Raw genomic sequence first — 25,078 nt, 5'->3', positions numbered from 1 at the left:
CTTTTTCTCCCGAGCAAGCAGGAATGAAACGAAATATGCGAGATCAGTATTCGCGCTCATAAAAGATGCCGGCCTTGCCGCCTTCGGTGCCGGCGCCCGCCTTGAGCTTTACACCGCGGCCGACATCCAGATTGATCGTCGCTTCGGCGCCGCCCTCGCCGCCCTGCTCGACCTGGATATAGGTGCGGTTGTTGATGTAGCGGCCGACAGACACGGTGGTCTGGCCGGTCGCATCCGTGTTGATGTCGAGATCGTCGACGCCGAGATTGTTGCGCAGCGTTTCGAGCAGCGACGTCGAGCCCCCGCCGGCGAGCTGCGCGACGGCGTCGGCCAGCTGGGCGATCTGCAGCGGCGACAGCCGCGACATCGACTGGCCGAAGATCAGCCGCGCCAGAACCTCGTCCTGGGGCAGGGCGGGCGCGGAGGAGAAGGCGATCGTCGGGTCGTTGGCGACACCGGTGACCTTCACCGTGATCGTCGTCGCGGCGGATGACGTGTTGGCCTCCATGTTGAGAACCGGTATCAGGCCGCCGCCGAAGGTGATGTCGCCATCGGTGAAATCCAGCCGCTTGGCGAGGATGACGATACGGCCACGGCGCATCTTGAAGCCGCCGGCGACGACGGGCGCGATCGCCGTACCCGTCACGGTCAGGTCACCGCCGAGCTCTGCGTCGATGCCGCGGCCGCGCACGAAGATGCCGTTGGGCGCGCTGATCTGAAGGTTGAGCGCGACCGGGTTCGAACTGCCGCTGACGCTCTTCGGTCGCAGCGTCTCCACCTGCCGCCGCACATCGGGCGGCGCGTTGCGATGGCGTATGTCGAGGGCGGAAAGCGAGGTCGGCAGGCGGGCGGGCACGGTGATTGCCGCCTTGGTCAGCGTGACCTTGCCGCCGAGGACGGGGCCGGAGGTCAGGGGGCCGGTGATCGTCAGGGCGCCGTCGGCGGTCGCGGCGAAAAGCGCACCATCGGCATAGGATGCCTGGGCGAGGGTGATCCTGAGATCGGCAGGAAAGCCGGAGCCCGGCGCAATGCCGACCGAGCCCTGGACGGAGACCGTGCCGCCGCCTGAAAGCTTGGCCGTCAGCCTCGAAATATTGGCGCTCTTGCCGTCGAAGGCGACATTGGCGGCGATATCGGTCAGGGCGAGGTTACGGCGAACGTCCACCAGCCTTGCGCCCGACGAGGATGCCGTGCCGGTGATCGCCGGGGCTGCTGCCGTGCCGCCGATCGCCAGATCGACATTGCCGGTGCCTTCCAGCACGAAACCCTGAGCGGCCATCTGCCCCGCAAGGATCGAGAAGGGCAGCTGGCCGCTGAATTTCAGGTTGAGCGGTTTTTCGCCTGCGAGCGAGACCGAGCCGCCGCCCGACAACGAAACGCCACCGCCGCCCGAAAGGCGGGTATCGACGGTGACGGTGCCGTTCTGAAACGTGCCGCCCGCGGTAATGTTGAAGGGAGCGACCCCGGCGGACGTGGTCTGCGCAACGCCGGCATCGGCCCAGCGCAGATCATAACGGACAGCGGGGGCCTGCGGCGTTCCCGTCGCGGTCACCGTGCCGGAAATCGTGCCGCGAGCGCCGAGGCTCGGTGCAAAGGCGTTGACCAGGCTGGCGGGCACGGCATTGGCGCGGGCATTGATGTCGAGTGCGGGAATGCCGTCCTTCAGGATAACCTTGCCGGCAGCCGAGAGATCGAGACCGCCGGATCCCGTCAGGCGGGTCTTGTCTAACGTGACTGTCCCGTTGGCGAAGCTGCCGCTTGCCTGGACTCGAAACGGACTGATGCCAGCGTCGCGCGACTGGCGAAGCTGTGCATCACTCCATTCTAAATCGTAGCGTATGGCAGGGGCAGACGCGGCGCCGGTGGCGTTGATGGTTCCGGAAATCGTGCCGGCGGCATTGATCGCGGGGACAAACGCGTTGATGAGATTGGCGGGCAGCGCCTTGATATTGGCGGTGAGGTCCAGCGCCGTACCGGCGGTGCCGTTGACGGTAACGCTGCCGGCCCCGGTTGCGATGGTCAGATCGGCAAGGCGCGCGCCGCCGTTGGCGACCGCGATACGGGTCGGCGCGGCAAGCCGGACCGCGATGCTGCGGGGCGCCGCGGTGAAACTCTCGATGCCGACCGAGATATCGGCGCCTGCCTGGATATCGCCGACCGCGGTGAGCGGTGCGTTGTCATATTGGGCGGCGAGATTGAAGTTGGTCCGGTTGCCGCCCTGGCTGACGCCGAGGTTGACGTCGTTGATGCCGACCGAGCCGGCACCGATCCGAGTGGCGCGGACCGTACCGTCGGCGGCGATCGCCTTGATGTCGGCAATGGCGAGATCGATGTTCGGTTGGGCGATCTCGATCGTGCCGCGGCGAAGTGCCTTGCCGGAGGCCCGGATCACGGCGCCGGCCTTGCCCCCCGTATTGCTGAACGTCACCGTTCCCTTCAGGTCGCCCTGGGCCTGCTGGGCCGCAAGGGCTGCAAGCAGGGAGACATCCGGGAAATCGAAAGCGAGCTGGCCTTCCGGCAGGAAAGCGGGAGAGAAATTCAAGGCGCCGGTCAGCTTGTTCGGGCCGATCTCGGCAGTGATCGCCGGCGCGCTGGTGCGGCCCTGGACGGAGGCAATGTCGGCATTGACGCGGATCGGCTGGCCGTCGAGCGAACCGGTGCCAGTCAGCTTGCCCTTGGGGGCATTCGGGTTGGCGGTGCCTTCGAGGATGAAACTCATGTCCTGGAGCTTGCGGCCGACCAGCCGCGCGTCGGCGGAATTGACCACGGCCCGGACGGCCATTGCAGTCAACGGCCCCTTGGCGGAGATGTCGAAGCCGGCCGCCCCCTCGGCCTCCGGCAGCCAGCGCTTCAGATCCGGCACGCGGCCGGCCAGGCGCCCGGTGACAGTCCGATTGTCGAGCAGCATATTGCCGTGCGCTTCGATGGCGTTCGAGCGCATCACGAAATTCTCGAGGCTGATGCGGCCGCCGCTCACCATATTGACGTAGCCCTCGGCCGAAAGCTTGCCGTCGAATTTCGAAACCAGTCCCGGCGGCAGAACGGCGGGATTGGCGAACACCCGGAAATTGCCGGTGACGGCCTGTTTCGACATGTCGTAAGCGCCGGAAAGCGTGCCGTTCACATTGCCGCTGTCGAAGGTCGCCGCATCCAGGCCGATCGCCGGTGGCGCGAGCCTGAGCGGCGCATCCAATGTCACTGGCCCGCGGATGACGCGGTCGAGAGCGTCGTTGGTGAAATCCGTGCGGGCGACGGTGAAGCGGCTGCGGATGCTGCCCGAGCGGCTGATGAGGTTGAGATCTTCGCTTTCCGCCTGCAGGCGGATCTGGCCGAAGCGCCCCTGCGGCAGTTCGGCGGCGCTGAGGGCAGCCGTCGCGTTGAAGCGTGCCGAGACGGCCGCTCCGGTCAGCGTGAAATTGATGCTTTCGAAGGAGAAGCGGCTCTCCTGTCCATTGATCGGCCAGACGAAATCGACCGGCCCCTTCACGCCGTTGAGGCTGGCGGTGAGGCTGTTGTCACCCGTCGGGTCCCAGGCCCCCTTGGCCGCGATCTTCACGGCGCCGGACGTGAGGTCGCCGCGTTCGATATCCACCCGGCCGGATGGCGCATAGATCGCCGCGATGTTGATATCGGTCGTGCCGCCGAACAACGGACGAAAGGCGGGCGGCAGAAGCGTCGACAGCTGGCCGCCGCCGGTCACCTCCACCCTGTGCCTGCCGTTTTCGACCAGCAGATGTTTGCCATCGACCGCGATGACGGGGGTGCCGCCGACGCTGCCCTGCAACTTTCCGGCCCAGTCGGAAAGAGGTCCTTCGCCATCGAGCGCCAGCTCGACCGCTGGAGTGCCGGGCAGCCGCAGAAGGCGGGCGAGCAGCCCGCCCTGCGGCTCGGACACCGCAGCCTTGAGTGTCAGGCGATTTTCGGACGGCGCGTAAACCACGTCGGCAGATGCCTTCGCATCCGGCTCGTCCTTGCGGGTTGCCTGCAGATCGAGCGAAATGTCAGGCCCGGTCGCGTCGATCGATCCCTTTACCGAAAGAGAGAAATCCCGTCCGGAAAACGCCTGGGAGAGATTGATATCCGGCAGGTCGATCTGCGCAACGCGGATGCCGACGGGCAAGGGCGATCCTGAAGAGCCCGTCGATGTCGTCTGTGTCGTCGCAGGCGCTTTCGGAGGCCGCGGCGCACGGATGAAGTTGACGGTGTCGGCTGAAATATGCTCGGCACGGAAAACCCCCGTCACCAGGGACGTCGGCGACCAGTCGATCTTGATTCCGCCGATCTGGGCATAGGGGCCCGCGTCGTCGGACAATGTAAGGGCATCGATACGCAGGTCGCCGGTCAGCAGGCCTTCCGGGGGCGTGAAGGAGATGCCGCGGTCAGGCGTCGAGACGATGGCGGAAATGCGGTCTGCGGCGACGCGCCCGCCGACCGGGGTGAGGGCGACAAAAAGGACGACGCCCAAGGCCATGACGAACAGGATCGCGACCACACCAAGCGCGGCCTTCAAGATCCACTTCAACAGGCGTACCATCAGCATCATGCCTTAAACGCTACCCTTCACTGCCTTTCAGAATGCCTGTCCTATGCCCGCATAGATACCGTACTGGCTACCGCCGTCATAGCGCTGCAAGGGAATCGCAACGTCCAATCTCAGCGGTCCAAAAGGCGTGGCATATCGCACGCCGATCCCTGCACCGGCACGTATATCAGAAAAATCGGGCACGATTCCGGTCGATACCGTACCAACGTCGACAAAAGGTACAATGCCTATGTTTTCTGACACTTTTACTCTCACCTCGAAAGACCCCAGTGTATAAGAGCGCCCGCCCGTGGCTTCATCGGCGCTGTCATAGGGCGAAATTTCCCGATAGGCGTAGCCGCGCACCGATCCGCCGCCGCCGGCGAAGAATCTGCGTGTCGCCGGAATTCTTTCAAGGTCGCTTCCGCCGACCAGTGTTCCGGCCGCAAGACGGGCCGCCAGCACGACCTTGTCTTCCTGTCCGAGGCCGAGATAGCCCGAGATCGAACCCTCGAAGGACGAGAAGATCGTGCCCTCCATGAGCTCGTAGCTCGGCTTGGCGGAAAGGCTCGCGTAAAATCCTTTGGTCGGGTCGAGCTTGTTGTCCCGCGTATCGCGCTCGAAGCCGACCGGCAGGCTGAGGGTGAGATACTGGTTGTTGCCGAAGGCATCGTCGGCGTCGATATAGGCGATCTCCCCGCCACCCTTGAGCTTGTCGGTCTCGTTCAGCTCGTAGGTGATGCCGGCCGAATAGATGATGGTCTGCGCCTCGTAGACGTCAGGCGTCTCGCTCTTGGCTTCCAGGCGGGATTCGAAGGTTGCCTCCGGCACGAAAGCGCCCGGCTTTGTAAAGATGATGCCGGCGGAATAATCGAAGGTCGTGACATCGGTCGTGGCGCCGATGCCGGACACCTTGCCCTCGATGCGCAGCGATTCGGCCTCCCCGAAGAGGTTGCGATGGCCCCAATAGCCTTCGAGGCCGGCGCCGTCGATCGAGGAATATTCGGCGCCGAAGCCGAAGTAACGATGCTTGCCCTCCGACACCTCGATCGTCAGCGGCAGCGAACCGTCCGGCGCCAGCTTTTCCGCCTCGTGGATCGTCACGCTGGAAAAGACGCCCAGTTCGCGCAGGCGGTCGTTGGCCTTCTTCAACTGCACGGGCGAATATTGTCCGTGTTTGTCGAGCCGCGAATAACGGCTGATGAAGGCGGCATCGACGGTGCGTGACCCCTTCACCGCGACGGTTCCGAACGGGGCAACCGGGCCGCCGATTGCGCCGAGCACCACGTTGATCGTGTTGGTGCGGTGATCGGCCGTCACCTGACGCTCCGTCAGCCTTGCGAGCGGCCGGCCCTCGTCCTTCAGATCGACGAGAAGCTGTTGGCTGGCCTTCAGGATCAGCCGGGAACCCGCCGCGCCGCCGGCAACGAGGTCATATTTTTCCGGATCGCGACCGACTGCGTCTCCCTCGAAACGGACCGAGCCGAGTTTGAAGGCGGGACCGGGATCGATGCGAACGGTGACCGGCACGGGTGCCGCGTGGTCGAATGTGGGGTTGGGCGGCAGCCGGTCGATATCGGTTCCGGCGACGGAGATATGCACGGTGCCGCCGTAACGGGCCTCTTCGTAGAGCACGGCAATCAGCCGGTCGCGGTCTTCGCGCGCCTTGATGATGACGCCGAGATCGCCGGAGACCGGCTGCTTCTCGTCGGTGATCAGGGAGGCGGCGGCTTCAAGACGCTTCTTGAGGGCCTTGTCCGCATCGCCGGCTTCAAGCGTCGCGTCGTAACGGACGGGATCGATGACCTCGACCTTGTCCTCGTCCCCACCGAACAGCGTGATGCCGAAGAGTTTGAAAGCGTAGGCTTTGCCGGAAAGCGGCGGGAAAACGAGAAGTGCAGCGGCGAGCATCGCGGCTGTGCCTGCCCCCCTCAACCTCCGTTTTTCTGTCCGCCCAGTGTTTTCGTTCCGCATACGCAAACTGCTGTGGATCCCCCGGCTGGAAGCCCTCATAGCATCCGACGAAGCGGACTATCTAACTGCAAAAGCGCAAGCCGGGTACCCCTTGGTGATGATTTCATGAAAGAAAAAGCCCCGGATTATGCTCCGGGGCCACATCTCTCCTGCAATCCACGCGTTTATCAGTAACGGCGCGGGCAGCTGTCGATATAGCGACGGCCATAACGGTCGCGGTAATAGCACTGTCCCGGCTGTTCGGCGACGGAGCCGATCAAGGCGCCGGAAACACCGCCGATCGCAGCGCCAACGGCGGCTCCACGGACGTTGCCGGTGGCCAGGCCGCCGATCACGGCGCCGGATGCTGCGCCGATGCCGGCGCCCTGTTCAGTTGCCGTGCAGCTCGCGAGCGAAGCGCCGACGATCAAAAGCACCAAGGCCTTCTTCATGAGATCCTCCTGTTTGTTCTTCGTTTTGCCCGGCTGTCTTGCAGGCGCCAGACGTCTCCGTCGGCCAGTTCTGCAGCAGCCATCCAGGGAAACAATAGGTCGCTATGTTCAAGAGTCCATATGAGCCCAATATTTTAAGCCGGGATTTTTTGTTTTGCTTCGCCGACAGTTACCCGGCATCCGGTGGAATCCAGAAGCGGTCGCTCGCCCGGCGGCCGACCAAAATATTGCCGTTTCCGTAGAAAGTAGCGGTTGATCCCTCAGGTAAAAAGGCAAATGATGACGAGCGTGTCCGGGAGGGACACGAGGAGGACCCCATGACGAAAGTGACGCTGACCGTAAACGGCCGCGCTGTGAGCGGCGAGTGCGAGGATCGCACCCTGCTCGTGCATTTCATCCGCGAAAAACTTGGCCTGACGGGAACGCATGTGGGCTGCGATACGACCCAGTGCGGCGCCTGCGTCATCCATATGGACGGGCATTCGGTGAAGAGCTGTTCGATCCTGGCGGTGCAGGCATCCGGCTCGACCATCACGACGATCGAAGGCCTGGCAGGCCAGGGCGAATTGCATCCGGTTCAGGCGGCCTTCAAGGAACATCACGGCCTGCAATGCGGCTTCTGCACGCCGGGCATGGTGATGACGGCCGTCGACCTGATCAACCGCGAGGGCGGAAAGCTGACCGAAGAGACGGTCCGCGCCGGGCTAGAGGGCAATATCTGTCGTTGCACCGGCTACCACAACATCGTCAAGGCGATCCTCGCCGCCGATGCTCAAATGGCCGGCGGCCGCCAGGCCGCGGAGTGAGTGAGTAGTCGTTGGTGAGCATGGTTCACACGGCGTTTCCGCTCTTGAACTATTTACTCCCGACGAATTCCTGCTCACGGTCCAACCACTAATCACCATCTCGGGAGGAGATGAAAATGGGTGTTGAAGGAATCGGTGCACGCGTTACCCGCAAGGAAGACAAGCGTTTTCTGTCCGGCAAGGGCCGCTACACGGACGACATGACCGTCCCGGGCATGAAATATGCCTATTTCGTCCGTAGCCCCTATGGACATGCGAGGATCAAGAACATCGATGTGACCGCGGCGAAAGCCATGCCTGGCGTCATCGACGTGCTCGACGGCAAGCAGCTGCAGGCGGACGGCATCGGCAATCTCATCTGCGGCTGGATGATCCATTCGAAGGACGGAACGCCGATGAAGATGGGCGCCTGGCGTCCGCTCGCGGTCGATACCGTGCGTTATGTCGGCGATGCGATCGCGATCGTGGTTGCGGATTCCTCCGGCGAGGCCCGCGATGCTGCGGAAGCCGTGGTCATCGACTACGAGCAGCTTCCCGCCGTGACCGAAGCCGTTGCAGCGCTTGCCTCCGGCGCGCCGCAGATCCATCCGGAAGCGCCCGGAAACCTGATCTTCGACTGGCAGATCGGCGAGCCGGATGCGGTCGACAAGGCGATCGCCTCGGCCGCTCACGTCACCGAGATCGAGATCCTCAACAACCGCCTGTCGCCGAACCCGATGGAGCCGCGCGCCACGCTCGGCATCTACGACACGGCGGAGGATCACTACACTTGCTACACGACCAGCCAGAACCCGCATGTGGCGCGTCTGGTGATGAGCGCCTTCTATAACGTCGCCCCGGAAAACAAGCTGCGCGTCATCGCGCCTGATGTCGGCGGCGGTTTCGGCTCGAAGATCTATATCTACCCGGAAGAGATCATCTGTCTCTGGGCGTCCAAGAAGACCGGCGTGCCGGTGAAATGGACGTCCGACCGCACCGAGGCCTTCCTGACCGACGCCCATGGCCGCGACCACGTCTCGAAGGTGAAGATGGCCTTTGACGCCAACAACCGGATCACGGCGCTGAAGGTCGATACGATCGCCAATCTCGGCGCCTATATGTCGCTGTTCTCCTCGGCGGTACCGACCTATCTCTATGCGACGCTGCTGTCCGGCCAGTATGACATCCCGGCGATTCACGCCAATGTCCGCACCGTCTATACCAATACGGTGCCGGTCGATGCCTATCGCGGCGCGGGCCGTCCGGAAGCGACCTATCTCCTGGAGCGGACGATGGAGACGGCGGCGCGCGAACTCGGCATCTCGCCGGCGGAGCTGCGCAAGGTCAATTTCATCCGTTCCTTCCCCCACCAGACGCCCGTCATCATGAACTATGACGCGGGCGATTATGAAGCCTCGCTGAATGCTGCGATGCAGGCCGCCGACTGGGCGGGTTTTGCCGCCCGGCGGTCGCAATCTGAAGCCCGGGGCAAGAAGCGCGGCATCGGCATGAGCTGCTATATCGAGGCCTGCGGCATAGCGCCGTCGGCCGCGGTCGGTTCGCTCGGTGCCGGCGTCGGTCTTTGGGAATCCGCCGAAGTGCGGGTCAATGCCGTCGGCACGATCGAGGTGCTGACCGGCTCGCACAGCCACGGCCAGGGCCATGAAACGACCTTCGCGCAGCTCGTCGCCGGCCGCCTCGGCGTGCCGATCGAGAGCATCAGCATCGTCCACGGCGATACCGACAAGGTGCAGATGGGCATGGGCACCTACGGCTCGCGCTCCGGCGCGGTCGGCATGTCGGCGGTCGTCAAGGCGCTCGACAAGGTCGAGGCCAAGGCGAAGAAGATCGCCGCGCATCTGATGGAGGCCTCCGAAGAGGATATCGTCATCGAGAACGGCGAACTGAAGGTCGCAGGCACCGACAAGGCGGTGCCGTGGTTCCAGGTGGCGCTCGCCTCCTATACCGCCCATAACCTGCCGTCCGGCATGGAACCGGGCCTGAAGGAAACCGCCTTCTACGACCCTTCCAACTTCACCTTCCCGGCCGGCTGCTACATCGCCGAGGTGGAGATCGATCCGGATACCGGTGAGACGGACATCGTCCAGTTCGTCGCCGCCGACGATTTCGGCAATATCATCAACCCGATGATCGTCGAGGGCCAGGTGCATGGCGGCATTGCCCAGGGTGTGGGCCAGGCGCTGCTCGAGAACGTCCAATATGACGCGAACGGCCAGCTTCTGACGGCAAGCTACATGGACTATGCCATGCCGCGCGCCGACGACCTGCCGTCGTTCACGCTGTCGCACCAGAATACGCCTTGCCCCAGCAACCCGCTCGGCATCAAGGGCTGCGGCGAGGCGGGCGCGATCGGCTCGCCGCCGGCGCTGATCAATGCGATCACCGATGCGATCGGCCACAACAGGCTCACCATGCCCGCGACCCCGATGAAGGTCTGGCAGGCATTGCACGCGGCTCACTGAGGAGAACGGATATGTATGCAACCAGCTACCATCGCGCATCCTCGGTGGAGGATGCCGTCAAGCTCAAGTCCGCCAATGAAGAGGGCAAATACCTGTCCGGCGGCATGACGCTGATTTCGACCATGAAACAGCGGCTTGCCGCGCCCAGCGACCTGATCGATCTTCGCCACATCCCGGCGATCCGGGGCATCCGGGTCGAAGGCCGCAAGGTCACGATCGGCGCGGCCACGCCGCATGCGGACGTGGCCGCTTCGCGCGAGCTTGCCGCCATCTGTCCGGCGATCTGCAAGCTTGCCGGCCATATCGGCGATCCGCATGTGCGTCACATGGGCACGATCGGCGGTTCGATCGCCAACAACGATCCGGCGGCGGATTATCCCGCCGGACTGCTCGGGCTCGGCGCGACCATCGTCACCGACCGTCGCTCGATTTCGGCCGACGACTTCTTCACCGGTCTTTTCGAGACCGCGCTGGAGGAGGGCGAGATGGTGACGTCGGTCACCTTCGAGGCGCCGGAAAAGGCGGGTTACGCCAAGTTCAACAATCCGGCCTCGCGCTTTGCGATGACGGGCGTGTTCGTGGCCAGCACCGCCGGCGGCGTGCGCGTCGCGGTGACGGGCGCCGGCTCGTCCGGGGTCTTCCGTCATCCGGGCTTCGAACAGGCGCTGGCCTCCAACTGGTCGCCGGATGCGCTGAGCAATGTTGCGGTCGATGCCTCCAACCTGATGTCGGACCTGCATGCGAATGCCGAATACCGCGCCAATCTCGTAAAGGTCATGGCAAAAAGGGCGGTGGCGTCTGCCGGTTGAGGCGAATCGAGAGCAGCGGTAAAAGCCTGGAAGAGCGGGGAGCACCGCTCTTCTTTTTGCTGCTTGACGTGGATCAATTCTCACATTTTCGAAATCGCTTACCTTTTTATTGGAATAATTCAAAAAAAGCGGGCCTTTTGCCGCAGGTTGGTTCTATTCGCGCGGTGCGGGGTTGACGAAAAGCGCGGCTGAAACCAAAACCGAGGCAGGTTCTGGAGTGTGAGCATGGACTTCGAGGCATTTTTCAAGAGCGAACTGGACGGACTTCATGGGGAAGGCCGCTACCGTGTGTTCGCCGATCTGGAGAGGCACCGCGGCAATTTTCCCCGCGCCACGCGCCATACTCCCGATGGCCCGAAGGAAGTGACCGTCTGGTGTTCGAACGACTATCTCGGCATGGGCCAGCACCCCGCCGTGATCGAGGCGATGAAGGAAGCCATCGATCACTGTGGCGCGGGTGCGGGAGGCACCCGGAATATTTCTGGCACCACGCACTACCACGTCATGCTCGAGCGTGAACTTGCCGACCTGCATGGCAAGGAAGCCGGCCTGATCTTCAATTCCGGCTATATGTCGAACTGGGCGACGCTCGGCACGCTCGGCCAGAAGATCCCCGGCCTGATCATCTTCTCCGATGCGCTGAACCACGCGTCGATGATCGAAGGCATCCGTTACGCCAAGTGCGAACGGGTGATCTGGAAGCATAACGATCTCAACGACCTCGAAGCGAAGCTGGCGGCCGCCGATCCGAACGCGCCGAAGCTGATCGCCTTCGAAAGCGTCTATTCGATGGATGGCGACATCTCGCCGATCAAGGAAATCTGCGATCTCGCCGACAAATACGGCGCGATGACCTATCTCGACGAAGTGCATGCGGTCGGCATGTACGGCCCGCGCGGCGGCGGCATTGCCGAGCGCGAAGGCCTGATGGACCGCCTGACGGTCATCGAAGGCACGCTCGGCAAGGCTTTTGGCGTGATGGGCGGTTATATCGCCGCATCCACCGCGCTCTGCGATTTCATCCGCTCCTTCGCCTCGGGCTTCATCTTCACCACCGCGCTGCCGCCGGCGCTGGCAGCCGGGGCGATCGCCTCGATCCGGCATCTGAAGGCAAGCCCGTTCGAGCGCGTCCGCCATCAGGACCGCGTCAGGAAGCTGCGCACCATGCTCGACCACCAGGGCATTCCGCACATGCACAACCCGAGCCATATTGTTCCGGTCATGGTCGGCGATGCGGCCAAGTGCAAGTGGATCTCGGATATCCTGCTCGACACCTGCAATGTCTATGTGCAGCCGATCAACTATCCGACCGTGCCGCGCAAGACCGAACGCCTGCGCATCACCCCGACGCCGCTGCACAGCGATGCGGACATCGAGCACCTGGTCGGCTCGCTGCACCAGCTGTGGTCCCGCTGCGCGCTGGCGCGGCATGTGGCTTGATCGTGTTGGTATCCTTTATTCGATAAGGTTCCGCTCTCAGTTATGGCGCGCGGAGACAGTAATATCATCATATCCATGAGCTATCTTGAGATAGTCTTGCTTTATGGCTCGTCCGAGCTCGCTACTTGACGAGCGCAGGTCATCGAACATGGTTGCCGCCTGAAATAGAAACAAAATCAGCGCGACGTTAGTGACCCAGAAATGGTTGGCCAAGGAGTATCGCAGCATTTTCACGAGGTGTTTGCGGAGAAGCTTGTCCACCAGTAGTGTCCCCACCACGCCGAGAAATGCTCCGCCGACAACATCGGTCATATAGTGAAATCCTGCATACATTCGCGGAAAACCCACGATCGCGATAGACCAGATGAAAAACAGCACTCCGAGGCGCCGAGAATGCAGGAAGATAGCTGTTGCCATGGCCATGGCTAACGCCACGGTATCGCTGGGAAACGAACTCCAGTCCTTTAAGATTTCATCTCCTATGCCGAAGGGGGGAACGAAATCGGGAATATTGGCGTGAAGTGGCCTCGGGCGCGCCGGGAGAAAATCCTGCAACAGCCGGCTGGATGCCATCGTCAGAATAGCCCCGATTATCAGATTGCATATAAATGCATTTTTCCGATCATCTCTGGTGCAAAAGAAAATATACATTGCGAAGATGACGTATGGGAACATCTTGAATGTTGGTCTGGTCAGAATCTTTACCAGAACAGCATCCGCGATCTCGCTGTGATGGGATAGCTTTTGAAGCGCATCAACAACAGGAAGATCTATCCAATGGCTTAGGAACTGGTACACGATACAAAACCTCCATCCGCATGGAAATATGCCACGTGCGAACGGTGTTTGAAGGATGTACTTTATCGGTAGGGCTGAGCTTTAATAAGTAATGTCTTACCCCGGCCAATTTAAGCAATTTGAGCGCCGGCACAGGACTTTGACGGATGAGAGACGGACGGTTAAGCCGCCATCTCCTTCTGCGCGACGATCTCTCCGGCTCGCCGCCTTGCCTCGGCATCTGCGGCAAATACCTCGTCCATTGTCGTCGCAGCAGCAACCCCGACCATGTCGTCCATGACCCGCTCTGCGACATCGGCCATTTCAAGAAAACCGATGCGGCCGGCGCAGAAGGCGTGGAAGGAAATCTCCTCCGCAGCGTTCATCACCGCGCCCTGCACGCCGCCGCGCTCCAGAGCCGTGCGCGCCAGCCGGAGCGCCGGGAATCGCACCTCGTCCGGGGCCTCGAAATCGAGCCGGGCCAGCTTGGCGAAGTCCAGTCGTTCGACGTCGAGCTTCGGACGGTTCGGGTAGGTCAGCGCATACCCGATCGCGGTGCGCATGTCGGGACAGCCGAGCTGGGCGAGCACCGATCCGTCCGTATAACCGACCATGGAATGGATCACCGACTGCGGATGGACGATCACCTCGATCTGGTCCGGCCGCAGATTAAAGAGGTGTTTCGCCTCGATCATCTCCAGCGCCTTGTTGAACATCGAGGCGCTGCCGATCGAGATTTTCAGGCCCATCGACCAGTTGGGGTGAGCCCGTGCGATATCCGCGGTGACGCCTGCCATCTCGTCGCGGGTCCAGGTGCGGAAGGGACCACCCGAGGCGGTGAGCACGATGCGTTCAACCGCGTGGTGCTGATCGTCTTCGAGCGACTGGAAGATGGCGCTGTGTTCGCTGTCGACGGGGATCAGCCGCCCACCGCCCTCAGTAACCGCCTTGACGAACAGTTCGCCCGCCGAGACGAGGCATTCCTTGTTGGCGAGCGCAATATCGGCGCCGCGTTCCGCTGCGGCAAGCGTCGGCGCCAGGCCGGCGGTGCCGACGATCGCGGCCATCACCCAGTCGGACGGGCGCGCGCCCGCCTCGATCAATGCCTCGCGGCCGGCAGCGGCCTCTATGCCGCTGCCGCTGAGCGCATCCTTCAATGCGGCGTATTGGCGGTCGTCCGCCGTTACGGCGAGCTTTGCCCCGCAGGCCTTCGCCTGGTTTGCCAGAAGCGTGATATTGCTGTTGCCGGTGATGGCGACGACCTCGAAGGCCTCGCGGCCGCCGAGCTGGTTCACCACATCCAACGTATTGACGCCGATCGAGCCGGTGGAACCGAGGATGCTGATGCGACGCTTGCCGGTTTCGGCCATGCTATCTTCCATTTCCTAAAGCTGCCGCTGGTCTACAAGCGAAAGCCACGGCTCACAAGAGCGGGCTTGAATTCGGCCCGGCTGCGACCAAGTGCTGCTTGCACAACGGACGATCTTTGCGCGAAGTGGGACGATGAGCGAACACCGTGAAATCCAGACGACCTGCGTGATCGCCGGCGCCGGCCCGGCGGGGTTGATGCTCGGCCTGCTGCTGGCGCGGGCCGGGGTCGATGTCGTGGTCGCGGAGAAGCACAGCGACTTCCTGCGCGATTTCCGCGGCGACACGATCCACCCTTCGACGCTGGAGGTGATGCACGAACTCGGCCTGATCGACGAATTTCTGAAGCTGCCTCACACGCGGGCGCCAAAACTATCTGCCGAGATGGGCGGGAAGACGATCACGATCGCGGATTTTTCGCGACTGCCGGTCAGGAACCGCTTCATCGCCTTCATGCCGCAATGGGATTTCTTGAGTTTTCTCGCCGAGAAGGCGCAGCGCTATCCGAACTTCCGGCTGATCATGCAGGCGAAAGTCACGGAACTGTTGGAAGATAATGGCGCGATCTCCGGCGTCGTCGTCGAGACGCCCGAAGGCAGGCTCAGCATCCACTCCAAACTCGCCGTCGGTGCGGACGGCCGCAACTCGGTCGTTCGGGAAACGGCCGGCCTCGAGGTGGAGAGCTTCGGCATTCCGAGCGAGGTCGTCTGGATGAAGCTGTCGAAACAGAAGGGTGATCCGGACGAGGTGATGGGCCATGCCGGCCCGCGCCAGGGCTTCGTGCTGATCGACCGGGGTGACTATTGGCAGTGCGGCTACGTGGTCCGCCGCACCACCTTCGCGGATATCCGTGAAAAGGGCATCGAGGCCTTCCGGCGGATGGTGATCGACGTCTCGCCGCTGCCAGCCGAGCGCATGCAGGAGGTCCGCAATTTCGACGATACCAATCTGCTGACGGTGCGCATCGACCGGCTGAAACAATGGTGGCGGACGGGGCTGATCTGCATCGGCGACGCGGCGCACGCGATGTCGCCGATCGGCGGCGTCGGCGTCAACCTGGCGATCCAGGATGCGGTGGCGGCCGCCAATATCCTGGCCGGGCCGCTCAGCGAAAAACGCCTCACCGATGCCGATCTCGCCGCCATCGAAAAGCGTCGCGGTTTCCCGACCAGGGCGACGCAGAAGCTGCAGCTGATGATGAGGAGCAGCCGGCGCACCGATGAGGGAGACGGCCGGAAGCGCAAAGGTCCGCCGGCCTTCATCCGCGGCATTGCCCGCTTTCCGCTGCTCTCCCATCTCGCCGGCCGCCTGATCGGGCTCGGATTCCGCATGGAGCATGTGCGGGTAAAACAAGGCAACCTTTGACGGCCCCGCGTCGTTGATCGGCGAAACAATAGAGGTTTTGCCATGCTCATGCTCGGAAGAATGCTGACGATGGCGATGGCGCTCTCGGGCGGGATCTTCTTTTCGCAGGCGCCGGAATTCGCGCAGCAATACCGCCAGCGGATCGGCGGCGCGCTCGACGAACTCAAAATCATGATCTCGGAATTCGACGCCCAGGCCAATCACAACGGCCTCGACCGCCAGGAGGCGCTCAACATCTATTCCGCCTCGCCGCAGACCTTCCTGCGCAATCAGGGCGAAGCGATGCGGCGGACCTTTTCGCGTTACGAAATGCTCGCCGAGCAGCAGAAGGACCTGACGCTGGCGCCGGCCTTCACCAAGCCTTTCGTGGTGATGCGCAATCCCGATTCGACGACATTTGCGAACGCCTGGCGTGATTTCGTGCCGGGCGTGCCTGTGGATTTCGCAGGGCTCACCTGGGCAGCAGGCGGACTGTTCTGCGGCTGGCTGATCGCGGCACTGCTGGGGGCCGCCCGTCGCGGCGTCGTCCGCTCGGTCAGGCGACCGAAAAGGATGGAGCAGACATCGACGATTGCGCGGTAAAGGGGAGTGGTGATCCCAGATGGATTCGAACCATCGGCCTCAGGATTAGGAATCCTGCGCTCTATCCTGCTGAGCTATGGGACCACATGAGGCATTCCATACAAAAGGCGAGGCGTTTAGCCAAGCCTTTTGTCTCGATCATTCCGTCAACCGCTGCTCGGCAAGCCGAACCCAATAGGAAATGCCGTAGGAAATCGCCTCGTCGTCGAAATCATAGTGCGGGTTGTGCAGCGCGGCCGTATCGCCGTTGCCGATGAAGATGAAGGCGCCGGGGCGGCGTTTGAGCATGAAGGCGAAATCCTCGCCGGCCATGGTCGGATCGACATTGGTGTCGACGTTGGAAGCGCCGGCCACTTCCGTCGCGACGCTGATCGCATGATCGGTTTCGAGGTCGTGGTTGAAGGTGACGGGGCACTGGCGGTAATAATCGATCTCGGACTCGGCGCCATGGGCGCTGACGACGCCCTCGACGATCTGGCGGATGCGGTTTTCGGCAAGGTCGCGGCTTTCTTCGCTGAGTGTGCGGACCGTGCCCCAGAGCGTCGCCTGGTCGGGAATGATGTTATATGCGGTGCCGGCGTCAAAGCGGGTGACCGAGATGACGATCGAGTGGACCGGATCGGCGTTGCGGGCGGCGATCGCCTGCAGGCTGCCGACCAGTTGCGAGCCGATGAAGATCGGGTCGATGGTCTTGTGCGGCTGCGCCGCGTGGCCGCCGCGACCCTTGATGGTGATGGTGAAACGGTCGGGCGCCGCCATGATGCCGCCCTTGCGGATCGCGAACTGGCCGAGCGGAATGCCCGGCATGTTATGCATGCCGTAGACCTCCTCGATGCCGAAACGCTCCATCATGCCGTCCTCGACCATCGCCAGCGCACCGGCGCCGCCTTCTTCGGCAGGCTGGAAGATCAGGGCGACGGTGCCGTTGAAATTGCGGGTTTCGGCGAGGTATTTCGCCGCACCGAGCAGCATGGCCGTGTGCCCGTCATGGCCGCAGGCGTGCATTTTGCCTGATATCTTCGAGGCCCAGGGCTTGCCGGTAATTTCGGTGAGCGGCAGGGCGTCCATGTCGGCGCGTAGCCCGATCGTGCGGCCTCCCGGGCCTTTGCCGCGGATGATGCCGACGACGCCGGTGCGGCCGATGCCGGGCACGACTTCATCGACGCCGAATTCCCTCAGCTTCTGTTCCACGAAGGAGGCGGTATTCTCGACCTCGTAAAGAATCTCAGGATTTTCATGAAGATATCGTCGCCACTCGCTGACTTCGCCCTGAAGTTCGGCGGCCCGGTTCAAAATCGGCATACTGTTCCCTGTCGTTGGCTGGTCACGCGGTTATGACAAGTCCTCCCGGCCGGAGTGTGCCTGTCCTGATTGACGTAATCAATCTTCTTGCAAGGTGCCTCCCTTGCACAACAAGGCAGATTTTCATCAGGGCGTTGTGACAACTGGCCTTTTCGGCGCATCGTGACTTGCGTCGCCGGCTGATCGCCTGCGCCAGCGAAACGCATTCCGATCCGGCGACGGCTCTGTCCTCATATTCCGCAGGGTCAGAATACGGCTTTCAACCCCATCCGCCCGGTATATGCTTTCGATTGATCGGTGTTCACCGAACCTTCGACGGTGCCGTAGACGTTGGTTGTCGCGCTTACCGGAACGTCAAAGCCGATACCGAGAGTGGCGCCGAGAACGTTGCGGTCAGAGGCGTTTTCGAGGCTGAAATCGGTATTGTTCAAAGAGGCGACGTAGCTATCCGATCCGAGGTTCTGGCGGTCGGTGATGGCGCCCGAGAACGAAATGGAGCCTTTTTTCCCAACCTCCGTGGCAAACTGGCGGCTGAATTCCAACTTGAAACGTCCTTCCAATGAATGACTGTCGCGCGCAGCATAGATCAGGTTCTGGGACGAACCCGATTCGTTGTAGCCTTGGTAATAAGCTCCGACATATCGCAAGCCCGCACTTGGCGTCAGCGTCCAGTCCGACGCGATCGAATACCTGCGGCTGAGTGAGAACTCGGGTGACGCATACCAGCCCAGGAAATTGCCTTCCGCTGTCTCAGTACCGGAATTGACCGAACGTTTGCTGTCGCTGTCTATGATGCCCAGCGTCAGGGACGTATTAAGCGTCAAGTCACCGACGGGGGCGGCGGCATAAACGCCCGCAAAGCCAGTGCGTCCTTCGAGCCAGTTTCCGCTTTCCGCAGAGCTCGCCGATACGGCGCCGCCGCCCGCGAAGATGCCCAGCCGTTTATTGTCGAATTGCCGATCCGCGCCGACGATAAGGCCATAATGGTAGATATTGCTTTCCGGCGTGCTCCCGGACCCTGACTGTTCCCGGCCACCACCGAAGACGCGCGCCCAAAGCAGGGTCCCAGACGGATCGACAACCGCTCCATGGGTGATGGACGCGATCGCGTTCTCGGCTGGCGACTTCCTCGCCGGCTCGGCATAGAAGGTTGTGTCGGCATTCGCGTCGGCAAGCGTGGCGTCTGGACGGTCGATATCAATCGCCAGAATGCTGCCGATGACATCCGAAACCGAATTCGTATAGCTGCCGACAGCCTTGCCGATCTCCGGGCCTACCGAGATCACGTCAATGCTTCCCGAGGTGTCGGCGTTGGTCAGGATCGCAAGCTGGGAGCTGTTGTCGAGCTGGATAGTGTTTCCGGCTGCGATGTAGCTGGCAGCGGGGACATGGTAGCTGCCCGATCCGAATGCCGTCGTGTTGCCGGTCGTGTTGTTGTAATCGACAACTCCGGAGAATTTCGCATTCGGACTGATGTTCAGGGTGTTTCCGCCTGTGGCGAAATAGACCGACGCGACGTTGCCGGATATCGTTCCGCTGTTGGTCACGGTGCTGCCGGACACATCCAGACTGACGCCATAGACGCCGCCGCTTATCGAGCCGCTGTTCGTGAGCCGGCCGCCACGCAGCGTCGCGCCGTTGCCGCTGGCGGTGATTTCGCCGGTGTTGACGACACCGACGGTCCCGCTGCCGGTGATGGCGTCGATGCCGGTCAGCGCGTTGATGCGGCCGGAGTTGGTAATGGTGATGTTTCCGCTATCTGCCTGCGCGTAGATGCCGACCGAATCGGGGGCGTTGACAATGCCCCCCGCGCTGTTCGTCACGGTTATGTTGCCGGACGTGTCGGCACGCGCGTGGATGCCGTAGTGACCGCTGCCCGCATCGGCATGGGCGGTGTCGTCATGAGAATTGAGTTCGCCGCTATTATAGACGGTTACATCTGCCCCGGTGCTCCACGCCTGCAGGGCGATGCTGTCGTTGGCGGTCACCGTGCCCGAGTTCGATACGTCCACCGCGCCGGAAGCCGACCATGCGATCAATCCCTGCAAGGTTTCAGAGGTAACCATCGCGGAATTTTCGATCGTCGAAAGCCCGTGCCAGTTTACCGCACGGATGCCAGCAAGGTAGGCATCGACCGTCCCGCTGTTGTCAATCGACACTTCCACCGGCGCAACGTCGCTGTCGTTGTAGCCTCCGTCCGCATAGATGCCCCTGTCCGTGGTCGCGGTGACGCTGCCGCTGTTGATGATCGAGACTGCCCCTTGGTTCGTCGTTACAGTAATCGCAGGGCCGCTCGTCGATGTCACCGTTGCGGCGCTTTCAACGGAAATATCACCTGAGATTTGGTTTCTCAGCCAGATCGCCCCCAAGCCGCCGCCATCCGAACCGACAACCACGTTGCCACCAAGATAGAGTTCGAGATTATGGTCGGGCGCGTCGGTATAGGTATAGATTGCCGAGTAGGCCGGATTGTAGATCGTCGTGTTTCCGGTAATGCGAAGCGTATGCTGTGTCGGCGTGGTGGAGGCGTTCAGCGGTGCCATCCTGACGTAGACCGTGGTCTCGTCGCTGATTGTCAAAGACGAAGAGCCGGCGTTGGTGATTTGCTGGATGTAGGATGCATCGCAATTTTGAGATGCAATCGATCCCGTAGATACGCAGGAGGCCGATGCCATGTCAGGCGCCAACCACACCGGTATGGCGGTGCAAGAAAGAAGAACAACACGCCATTGGAAGTTTATTTGGCGAGCGGAACCGGACATTTTTTTGAACATGCTTTCTGTGAAGAAGAACTTTAGAAATTGTGTCTTCATTGTGTCCAGATTCGCGCCGGTTGCAATCTGTTAACCTATCGGTTTTTTGAGGCGCGGCCTGGTTCGCATTTTTTCCATCCGATCGCGCATGGCTTCACCAAAGCGTTTTTCCGATCATTGCGACGGAGGAACAGGGCGGTTGGCAGGCGATCAAATTCTGTCATGCTTACGCCTTGATGCTTGCCAAATCGGGCTGGCATAGGCTTAAAAGAGTTGAGTGAAAGACACACTGGGCTTGAGCGTATTGGGCTATGCAATATCAGCAAAGAGCTTTGCCATTGGTTGGCCACATAGGCCCCATATGCGCCACACTCGTTAAGCCGCAACAACGAGGGACGACCTTGCCGACTTCAAGCCTCCGATCCGTGTCCGCCACCCGGCTGGTTTCTGCCGTTACGGCCCTTGGACTTTTCGTATCTGCAGGAAGCGCCGCCGCCAATCCGAAGATCGTCGTCGACGCCAGGACCGGTAAAGTGATCGCCCATGAGGATGCCTTCGTGAAATGGTATCCGGCGTCGCTCACCAAGCTGATGACCGCCTACGTCGCCTTCAAGGCGCTGAAGACCGGCAAGCTCTCGCTCGAGACGCCTGTCGTGATGAGCAAGTGGGCGGCCGACCAGCCGGCGAGCAAGATGTATTTCACGCCCGGCACGACGATGACGATGGACAACGCGCTGAAGATGATGCTCGTCAAGTCGGCCAACGACATGGCGGTTGCGGTGGCCGAGGCCGTCGGGGGCACGCAGGAACAGTTCGTGGCGATGATGAATGCCCAGGCGAAGGCGCTCGGCATGAATTCGACCCAGTACATCAATCCGCACGGCCTGCCCGGCAAGGGCCAGTTCTCGACCGCCCGGGACCTGGCGCTGCTGACGCTGAGGCTCAAGCAGGACTTCCCAGAATACCAGAGCTATTTCTCGCTGGAAGGCATCGATACCGGGTCCAAGCAATATCCGAACTTCAACACGCTGATCGGGCGTTTCGACGGCGCCGACGGCATGAAGACCGGCTTCATCTGCGCCTCCGGGTTCAACCAGATCGGTTCTGCGACGCGGGACGGCCGCACGGTGATTTCGGTGGTGCTCGGCTCGGACAGCCTGGCCGGCCGTGCCGACGATACCGCCAACCTGCTACAGCAGGGGCTGACTTCGACTGCTGTCGGGGGCTCAGGGCTCTCGGCGCTCGCACCCTATGGTGAAACGGCTGATGTCAAAGACGTCAGTGCCGAGATCTGCAATCCGAAGGCCGCCAAGGTGCGCAGCGAAACCCGTGACGATGCGGGCCGCACCATCCAGCATTCGCCCTATATCCATGAAATGGCCCGGCCGCCGGTCTACACGCTCTTGACCCTCATTTCCGGTGGCGAGGCGCCGCCACCGCCGCCCAAGGGCGCGGGCGCCAAGAAGGCAGCCGTTGCCGCCAACGTGCCGATCCCGCAGCCGCGCCCGACATTCTGAACGGGAAACAGGTCATGTCTTCTGCCCAGAGCCGGATTCCGGTCTCCATCCTCACCGGCTTTCTCGGTGCTGGAAAATCGACGCTGCTGAACCGCATCCTCAAGGATCCCGGCACCAGCGATACGGCCGTCATCATCAACGAGTTCGGCGAGGTCGGTATCGACAATTTTCTGGTCGAGGCTTCCGGCGACGCGTTGCTGGAGATCGCCAACGGATGCCTCTGCTGCACGGTGCGCGGCGAGCTGGTGGATTCGCTCGCTTCGATCATGGATGGCATCCAGACCGGTCGCCTGAGGCCGATCCGCCGCATCGTCATCGAAACCACCGGCCTTGCCGATCCGGCGCCGGTCATGCAGTCGGTGATGGGCAATCCGGTCATCGCCCAGAATTTCGAGCTCGACGGGGTGATCACCGTGGTCGATGCGGTGAACGGCGTCGCGACGCTCGACCGTCACAGGGAAGCGGTGAAGCAGGTGGCGGTGGCCGATCGGCTGATCATTTCGAAGCTGTCAATGGCCGATGCATCTGGGCTCGCGGCACTCAAATCACGGCTGGCAGCGCTCAATCCCCGGGCAATGATCGTTGATGGCGACAGCGAAGCTGCCGGCACCGCAGCTATTCTGGTGAACGGCCTCTACGATCCGGCGACCAAGATCGCCGACGTGGATCGCTGGCTGCGCGACGAGCTGGCAAACGATGCCGAGGAGCATCATCACCACCATCATGGTCACGAAAATCACCATGGCCATGAACACCGTGGCCATGAGCACCATGGCCACGAACACCATGGGCATGGCCACCATCATCATCATGACGTGAACCGTCATGGCGACGACATCCGCTCCTTTTCGATCATCCACGACAAACCGATCGATCCGATGGCGGTCGAGATGTTCATCGACCTGCTGCGCTCGGCCCACGGCGAGAAGCTGCTGCGGATGAAGGCGATCGTGTCGCTCTCCGACAATCCGGAACGGCCGTTGGTGCTGCATGGGGTGCAGAGCGTTTTCCATCCGCCCCAGCGCCTGCCGAAATGGCCCGACGGCTCTGACCGGCGCACGCGCATGGTGCTTATCACGCAGGGACTGGAAGAAGCCTTCGTCTCGGATCTTTTCGCGGCGTTCACCGGCCAGCCCCGCCTAGACCGGCCGGACCGTGCGGCGCTGGAAGACAACCCGCTCGCCGTTCCCGGCCTTCGGATGTGACTTTCAAGGATTGCCCCTCACGCTCACCCTCTCCCTGCAAGGACGGGGGCGAGGGGACGTGCCCCATTCGCGGTCGATGATCGAGGCGAAGTCGGCGCGGCTTGCGTCCCTCGCCCCGCGTGCGGCGAGAAGGTGCCGGCAGGCGGATGAGGGGGCGGATCTGCGACGGTGAAGATCAGCCCTTGCGGATCACGAACCGATGGCCCGTCTCGGTCTTTTCCGAGAGGACCAGTTCATGGCCTTCCTGAGTACAGAAATGCGGGATGTCTATGCCGGCGAGGGGATCGGTGGTTTCGATCGCAAGCTCCGCGCCGCTTGGCATGCCTTTCAGCCGGCGGCGCGTCTTCAGCACCGGCAGGGGACACTTCAGGCCTCTCAAATCGTAGAGGCCGTCGGTGGTCGAGGTCATTCCTGGCTCCAGAACTTCCAGAACGGCTTCTTCTGCGGCTCGCTGATCGGCGGTGCCGCATAGGCGAGCGGGTTCTGGGCGGGGATCGGAACCGTGGTGGCCGTGCCCTGGGCCGTGGCGATGGTCGGGACCGTGCCGGTGCTCTGTGCGACATTGCCCTGTGCGAAGGGGGCGGCCGTTGCTGCGGCCGGCAGGCGGTCCTGCTTCATGCGGTCGGCGGCGGAGCCGGCACGAAACGTCACGGGAGAGGCGGAAGCAAGCACGGTATTGGCCGGCTTGTTCTGGGAGGCCATCCGCTTTTCCATCATCTCCTGGAATTCCGACTGGCTCAGCAGCTTGCCGGCTTCGAGCGAGGTTCCCGTCGGCGCATAGGCGATATCGCGGCCCTTGCGCTTGTCGGCGACCACGGCCTTGCGTTCGGCTTCGGTCGGTTCGTACCAGACCTTGCCGTCGAATTTCTCGAGCGCCTTGCTATAGGCGACCTGATAGGTCTTTTCGTAGGAGGTCAGTGCAGCCGAGAGGGCCGGCGGTGTGGACATGGGCGGGCAGGCCGCGGCAGGCGCAAATGTGCCGTTGCTGTCGGACTGCTGATTGAAGACATACTTCTTTTCGCAGACGTTGACTTCCGGCGGACGCTTGGTGACTTCGAAATTGTCGTAGCCGGACTTCAGCATTTTCCAGAAGTCATAATGCTGGCTGTCGCGGTGGCGCGCCATGTTCTCGGCGGTCATCCGGAAGGGGAGAGCCTGGAGCTGTACGGAGGTCTGACCGCCCTTGAAGGCGTCGCGGGCGAAGGCGTAGATTTCCAGGACCTGTTCGTCGGTCATGGAATAACAGCCGGACGACGAGCAGGCGCCGTGGATCATCAGGTTGGAGCCGGTGCGGCCGTTTGCGGCATCGTAGCGGTTCGGAAAACCGGTGTTGATGGCGAGGTAATATTTGGAGTTCGGGTTCAGATGCGCCGGCGTCAGGTTGTAGAAGCCTTCCGGAGCCTGACGATCACCCTCCTTGACCTTGGGGCCAAGCTTCCCGGACCAGGCGCAGATGTCGTAGCTCTTGATCACCTCGAAGCGGTTGTCGGCCCTTGCCTTCCATACTTCCAGCTTGCCCTCTTCCTTGAGGATGCGGATCATGATCGGCGAATTGCGCGGCATGTTCTTCTTCTGCATCTCGGAGAGAATGCTCGAAGGCAGAGGCTGCTCGACCTTGTTCTTGACGCTCTTCAGGTCGATGCTCGCGGAATCGAGCGTATCGTTGCAGCCCGTCAGGGCGGTTGCCACGAGGAGAGCGAGGGCGATGTGTTTCAGGCGCATCGGTACGGACCACATAGACTTGGAACGACGAACGAGTTCGGTA

General features: G+C 62.1%; 17 protein-coding genes and 1 tRNA gene. 8 read left to right on the top strand and 10 right to left on the bottom strand.

Annotated features, from left to right (window positions below; genetic code table 11):
• Positions 1 to 43: 43 nt before the first annotated feature.
• The 3 genes from ACSQ8R_RS17590 to ACSQ8R_RS17580 form a co-directional block, all read right to left on the bottom strand.
• The gene (locus ACSQ8R_RS17590; protein ID WP_436254566.1) at positions 44 to 4,543 is read right to left on the bottom strand and encodes a translocation/assembly module TamB domain-containing protein; all 4,500 of its coding nucleotides are present in this window, start codon (positions 4,541 to 4,543) and stop codon (positions 44 to 46) included.
• Positions 4,544 to 4,570: 27 nt separating this feature from the next.
• Positions 4,571 to 6,496: an autotransporter assembly complex protein TamA gene (locus ACSQ8R_RS17585; RefSeq protein WP_436254565.1), complete on the bottom strand. Its 1,926-nt coding sequence runs from the start codon at positions 6,494 to 6,496 to the stop codon at positions 4,571 to 4,573.
• 167 nt (positions 6,497 to 6,663) lie between these two features.
• The gene (locus ACSQ8R_RS17580; protein ID WP_046633911.1) at positions 6,664 to 6,927 is read right to left on the bottom strand and encodes a YMGG-like glycine zipper-containing protein; all 264 of its coding nucleotides are present in this window, start codon (positions 6,925 to 6,927) and stop codon (positions 6,664 to 6,666) included.
• 317 nt (positions 6,928 to 7,244) lie between these two features.
• Here ACSQ8R_RS17580 and ACSQ8R_RS17575 point away from each other — a divergent pair, with 317 nt between their 5' ends.
• The 4 genes from ACSQ8R_RS17575 (at position 7,245) to hemA (ending at position 12,444) form a co-directional block, all read left to right on the top strand.
• Positions 7,245 to 7,733: a (2Fe-2S)-binding protein gene (locus tag ACSQ8R_RS17575; RefSeq protein WP_436254564.1), complete on the top strand. Its 489-nt coding sequence runs from the start codon at positions 7,245 to 7,247 to the stop codon at positions 7,731 to 7,733.
• A gap of 116 nt (positions 7,734 to 7,849) precedes the next feature.
• Positions 7,850 to 10,195, top strand: a complete 2,346-nt coding sequence (locus ACSQ8R_RS17570; protein ID WP_436254563.1) for a xanthine dehydrogenase family protein molybdopterin-binding subunit — start codon at positions 7,850 to 7,852, stop codon at positions 10,193 to 10,195.
• A gap of 11 nt (positions 10,196 to 10,206) precedes the next feature.
• On the top strand, positions 10,207 to 11,004 hold the full coding sequence (locus tag ACSQ8R_RS17565) for an FAD binding domain-containing protein (protein ID WP_436254562.1): 798 nt from the start codon (positions 10,207 to 10,209) through the stop codon (positions 11,002 to 11,004).
• 225 nt (positions 11,005 to 11,229) lie between these two features.
• On the top strand, positions 11,230 to 12,444 hold the full coding sequence (gene hemA, locus ACSQ8R_RS17560) for a 5-aminolevulinate synthase (protein ID WP_436254561.1): 1,215 nt from the start codon (positions 11,230 to 11,232) through the stop codon (positions 12,442 to 12,444).
• 36 nt (positions 12,445 to 12,480) lie between these two features.
• On the opposite strand, the gene ACSQ8R_RS17555 is transcribed toward hemA, so the two are convergent.
• Both ACSQ8R_RS17555 and dxr read right to left on the bottom strand, forming a co-directional pair.
• Entirely contained in the window at positions 12,481 to 13,242 is a 762-nt protein-coding gene (locus ACSQ8R_RS17555) for a phosphatase PAP2 family protein (protein ID WP_436254560.1), read from the bottom strand.
• A gap of 161 nt (positions 13,243 to 13,403) precedes the next feature.
• Positions 13,404 to 14,591: a 1-deoxy-D-xylulose-5-phosphate reductoisomerase gene (gene dxr, locus ACSQ8R_RS17550; protein ID WP_436254558.1), complete on the bottom strand. Its 1,188-nt coding sequence runs from the start codon at positions 14,589 to 14,591 to the stop codon at positions 13,404 to 13,406.
• Positions 14,592 to 14,724: 133 nt separating this feature from the next.
• Between dxr and ACSQ8R_RS17545 the strand changes: the two genes are divergently transcribed.
• A complete protein-coding gene (locus ACSQ8R_RS17545; protein ID WP_436254557.1) occupies positions 14,725 to 15,954 on the top strand; it encodes an FAD-dependent oxidoreductase in 1,230 nt (409 codons plus the stop codon).
• Between the two features lie 42 nt (positions 15,955 to 15,996).
• Positions 15,997 to 16,536 (top strand): DUF2937 family protein, encoded by a 540-nt coding sequence (locus tag ACSQ8R_RS17540; protein ID WP_436254556.1) that lies wholly within the window; start codon positions 15,997 to 15,999, stop codon positions 16,534 to 16,536.
• 7 nt (positions 16,537 to 16,543) lie between these two features.
• On the opposite strand, the gene ACSQ8R_RS17535 is transcribed toward ACSQ8R_RS17540, so the two are convergent.
• The 3 genes from ACSQ8R_RS17535 to ACSQ8R_RS17525 form a co-directional block, all read right to left on the bottom strand.
• Positions 16,544 to 16,620, bottom strand: a tRNA-Arg gene (locus tag ACSQ8R_RS17535).
• A 54-nt stretch (positions 16,621 to 16,674) separates the two neighbouring features.
• Positions 16,675 to 17,838 carry a M20 aminoacylase family protein gene (locus ACSQ8R_RS17530; protein ID WP_436254555.1) on the bottom strand — a complete coding sequence of 388 codons (1,164 nt, stop codon included), beginning with the start codon at positions 17,836 to 17,838 and terminating at the stop codon, positions 16,675 to 16,677.
• 245 nt (positions 17,839 to 18,083) lie between these two features.
• Positions 18,084 to 20,651 (bottom strand): autotransporter domain-containing protein, encoded by a 2,568-nt coding sequence (locus ACSQ8R_RS17525; RefSeq protein ID WP_436254554.1) that lies wholly within the window; start codon positions 20,649 to 20,651, stop codon positions 18,084 to 18,086.
• A gap of 341 nt (positions 20,652 to 20,992) precedes the next feature.
• Between ACSQ8R_RS17525 and ACSQ8R_RS17520 the strand changes: the two genes are divergently transcribed.
• On the top strand, positions 20,993 to 22,108 hold the full coding sequence (locus ACSQ8R_RS17520; protein ID WP_436254553.1) for a D-alanyl-D-alanine carboxypeptidase family protein: 1,116 nt from the start codon (positions 20,993 to 20,995) through the stop codon (positions 22,106 to 22,108).
• A 14-nt stretch (positions 22,109 to 22,122) separates the two neighbouring features.
• On the top strand, positions 22,123 to 23,313 hold the full coding sequence (locus ACSQ8R_RS17515; protein ID WP_436254552.1) for a CobW family GTP-binding protein: 1,191 nt from the start codon (positions 22,123 to 22,125) through the stop codon (positions 23,311 to 23,313).
• 175 nt (positions 23,314 to 23,488) lie between these two features.
• Here the strand turns inward: ACSQ8R_RS17515 and ACSQ8R_RS17510 are convergent, their stop codons facing one another.
• Together ACSQ8R_RS17510 and ACSQ8R_RS17505 are read right to left on the bottom strand one after the other, a co-directional pair.
• Positions 23,489 to 23,722, bottom strand: coding sequence for a sulfurtransferase TusA family protein (locus ACSQ8R_RS17510; protein ID WP_436254551.1), 234 nt, complete (start codon positions 23,720 to 23,722; stop codon positions 23,489 to 23,491).
• Positions 23,719 to 25,035: a L,D-transpeptidase family protein gene (locus tag ACSQ8R_RS17505; protein ID WP_436254550.1), complete on the bottom strand. Its 1,317-nt coding sequence runs from the start codon at positions 25,033 to 25,035 to the stop codon at positions 23,719 to 23,721. Before ACSQ8R_RS17505 ends, ACSQ8R_RS17510 begins: the two co-directional genes overlap by 4 nt.
• Between the last annotated feature and the right edge of the window lie 43 nt (positions 25,036 to 25,078).

Origin of the sequence: Neorhizobium sp. LjRoot104 (genome assembly GCF_964253725.1) — a bacterium.
Lineage (GTDB): Bacteria > Pseudomonadota > Alphaproteobacteria > Rhizobiales > Rhizobiaceae > Neorhizobium.
The sequence above is the reverse complement of the archived record's forward strand: the minus strand, read 5'-3'. Positions and strand labels throughout refer to the sequence as shown.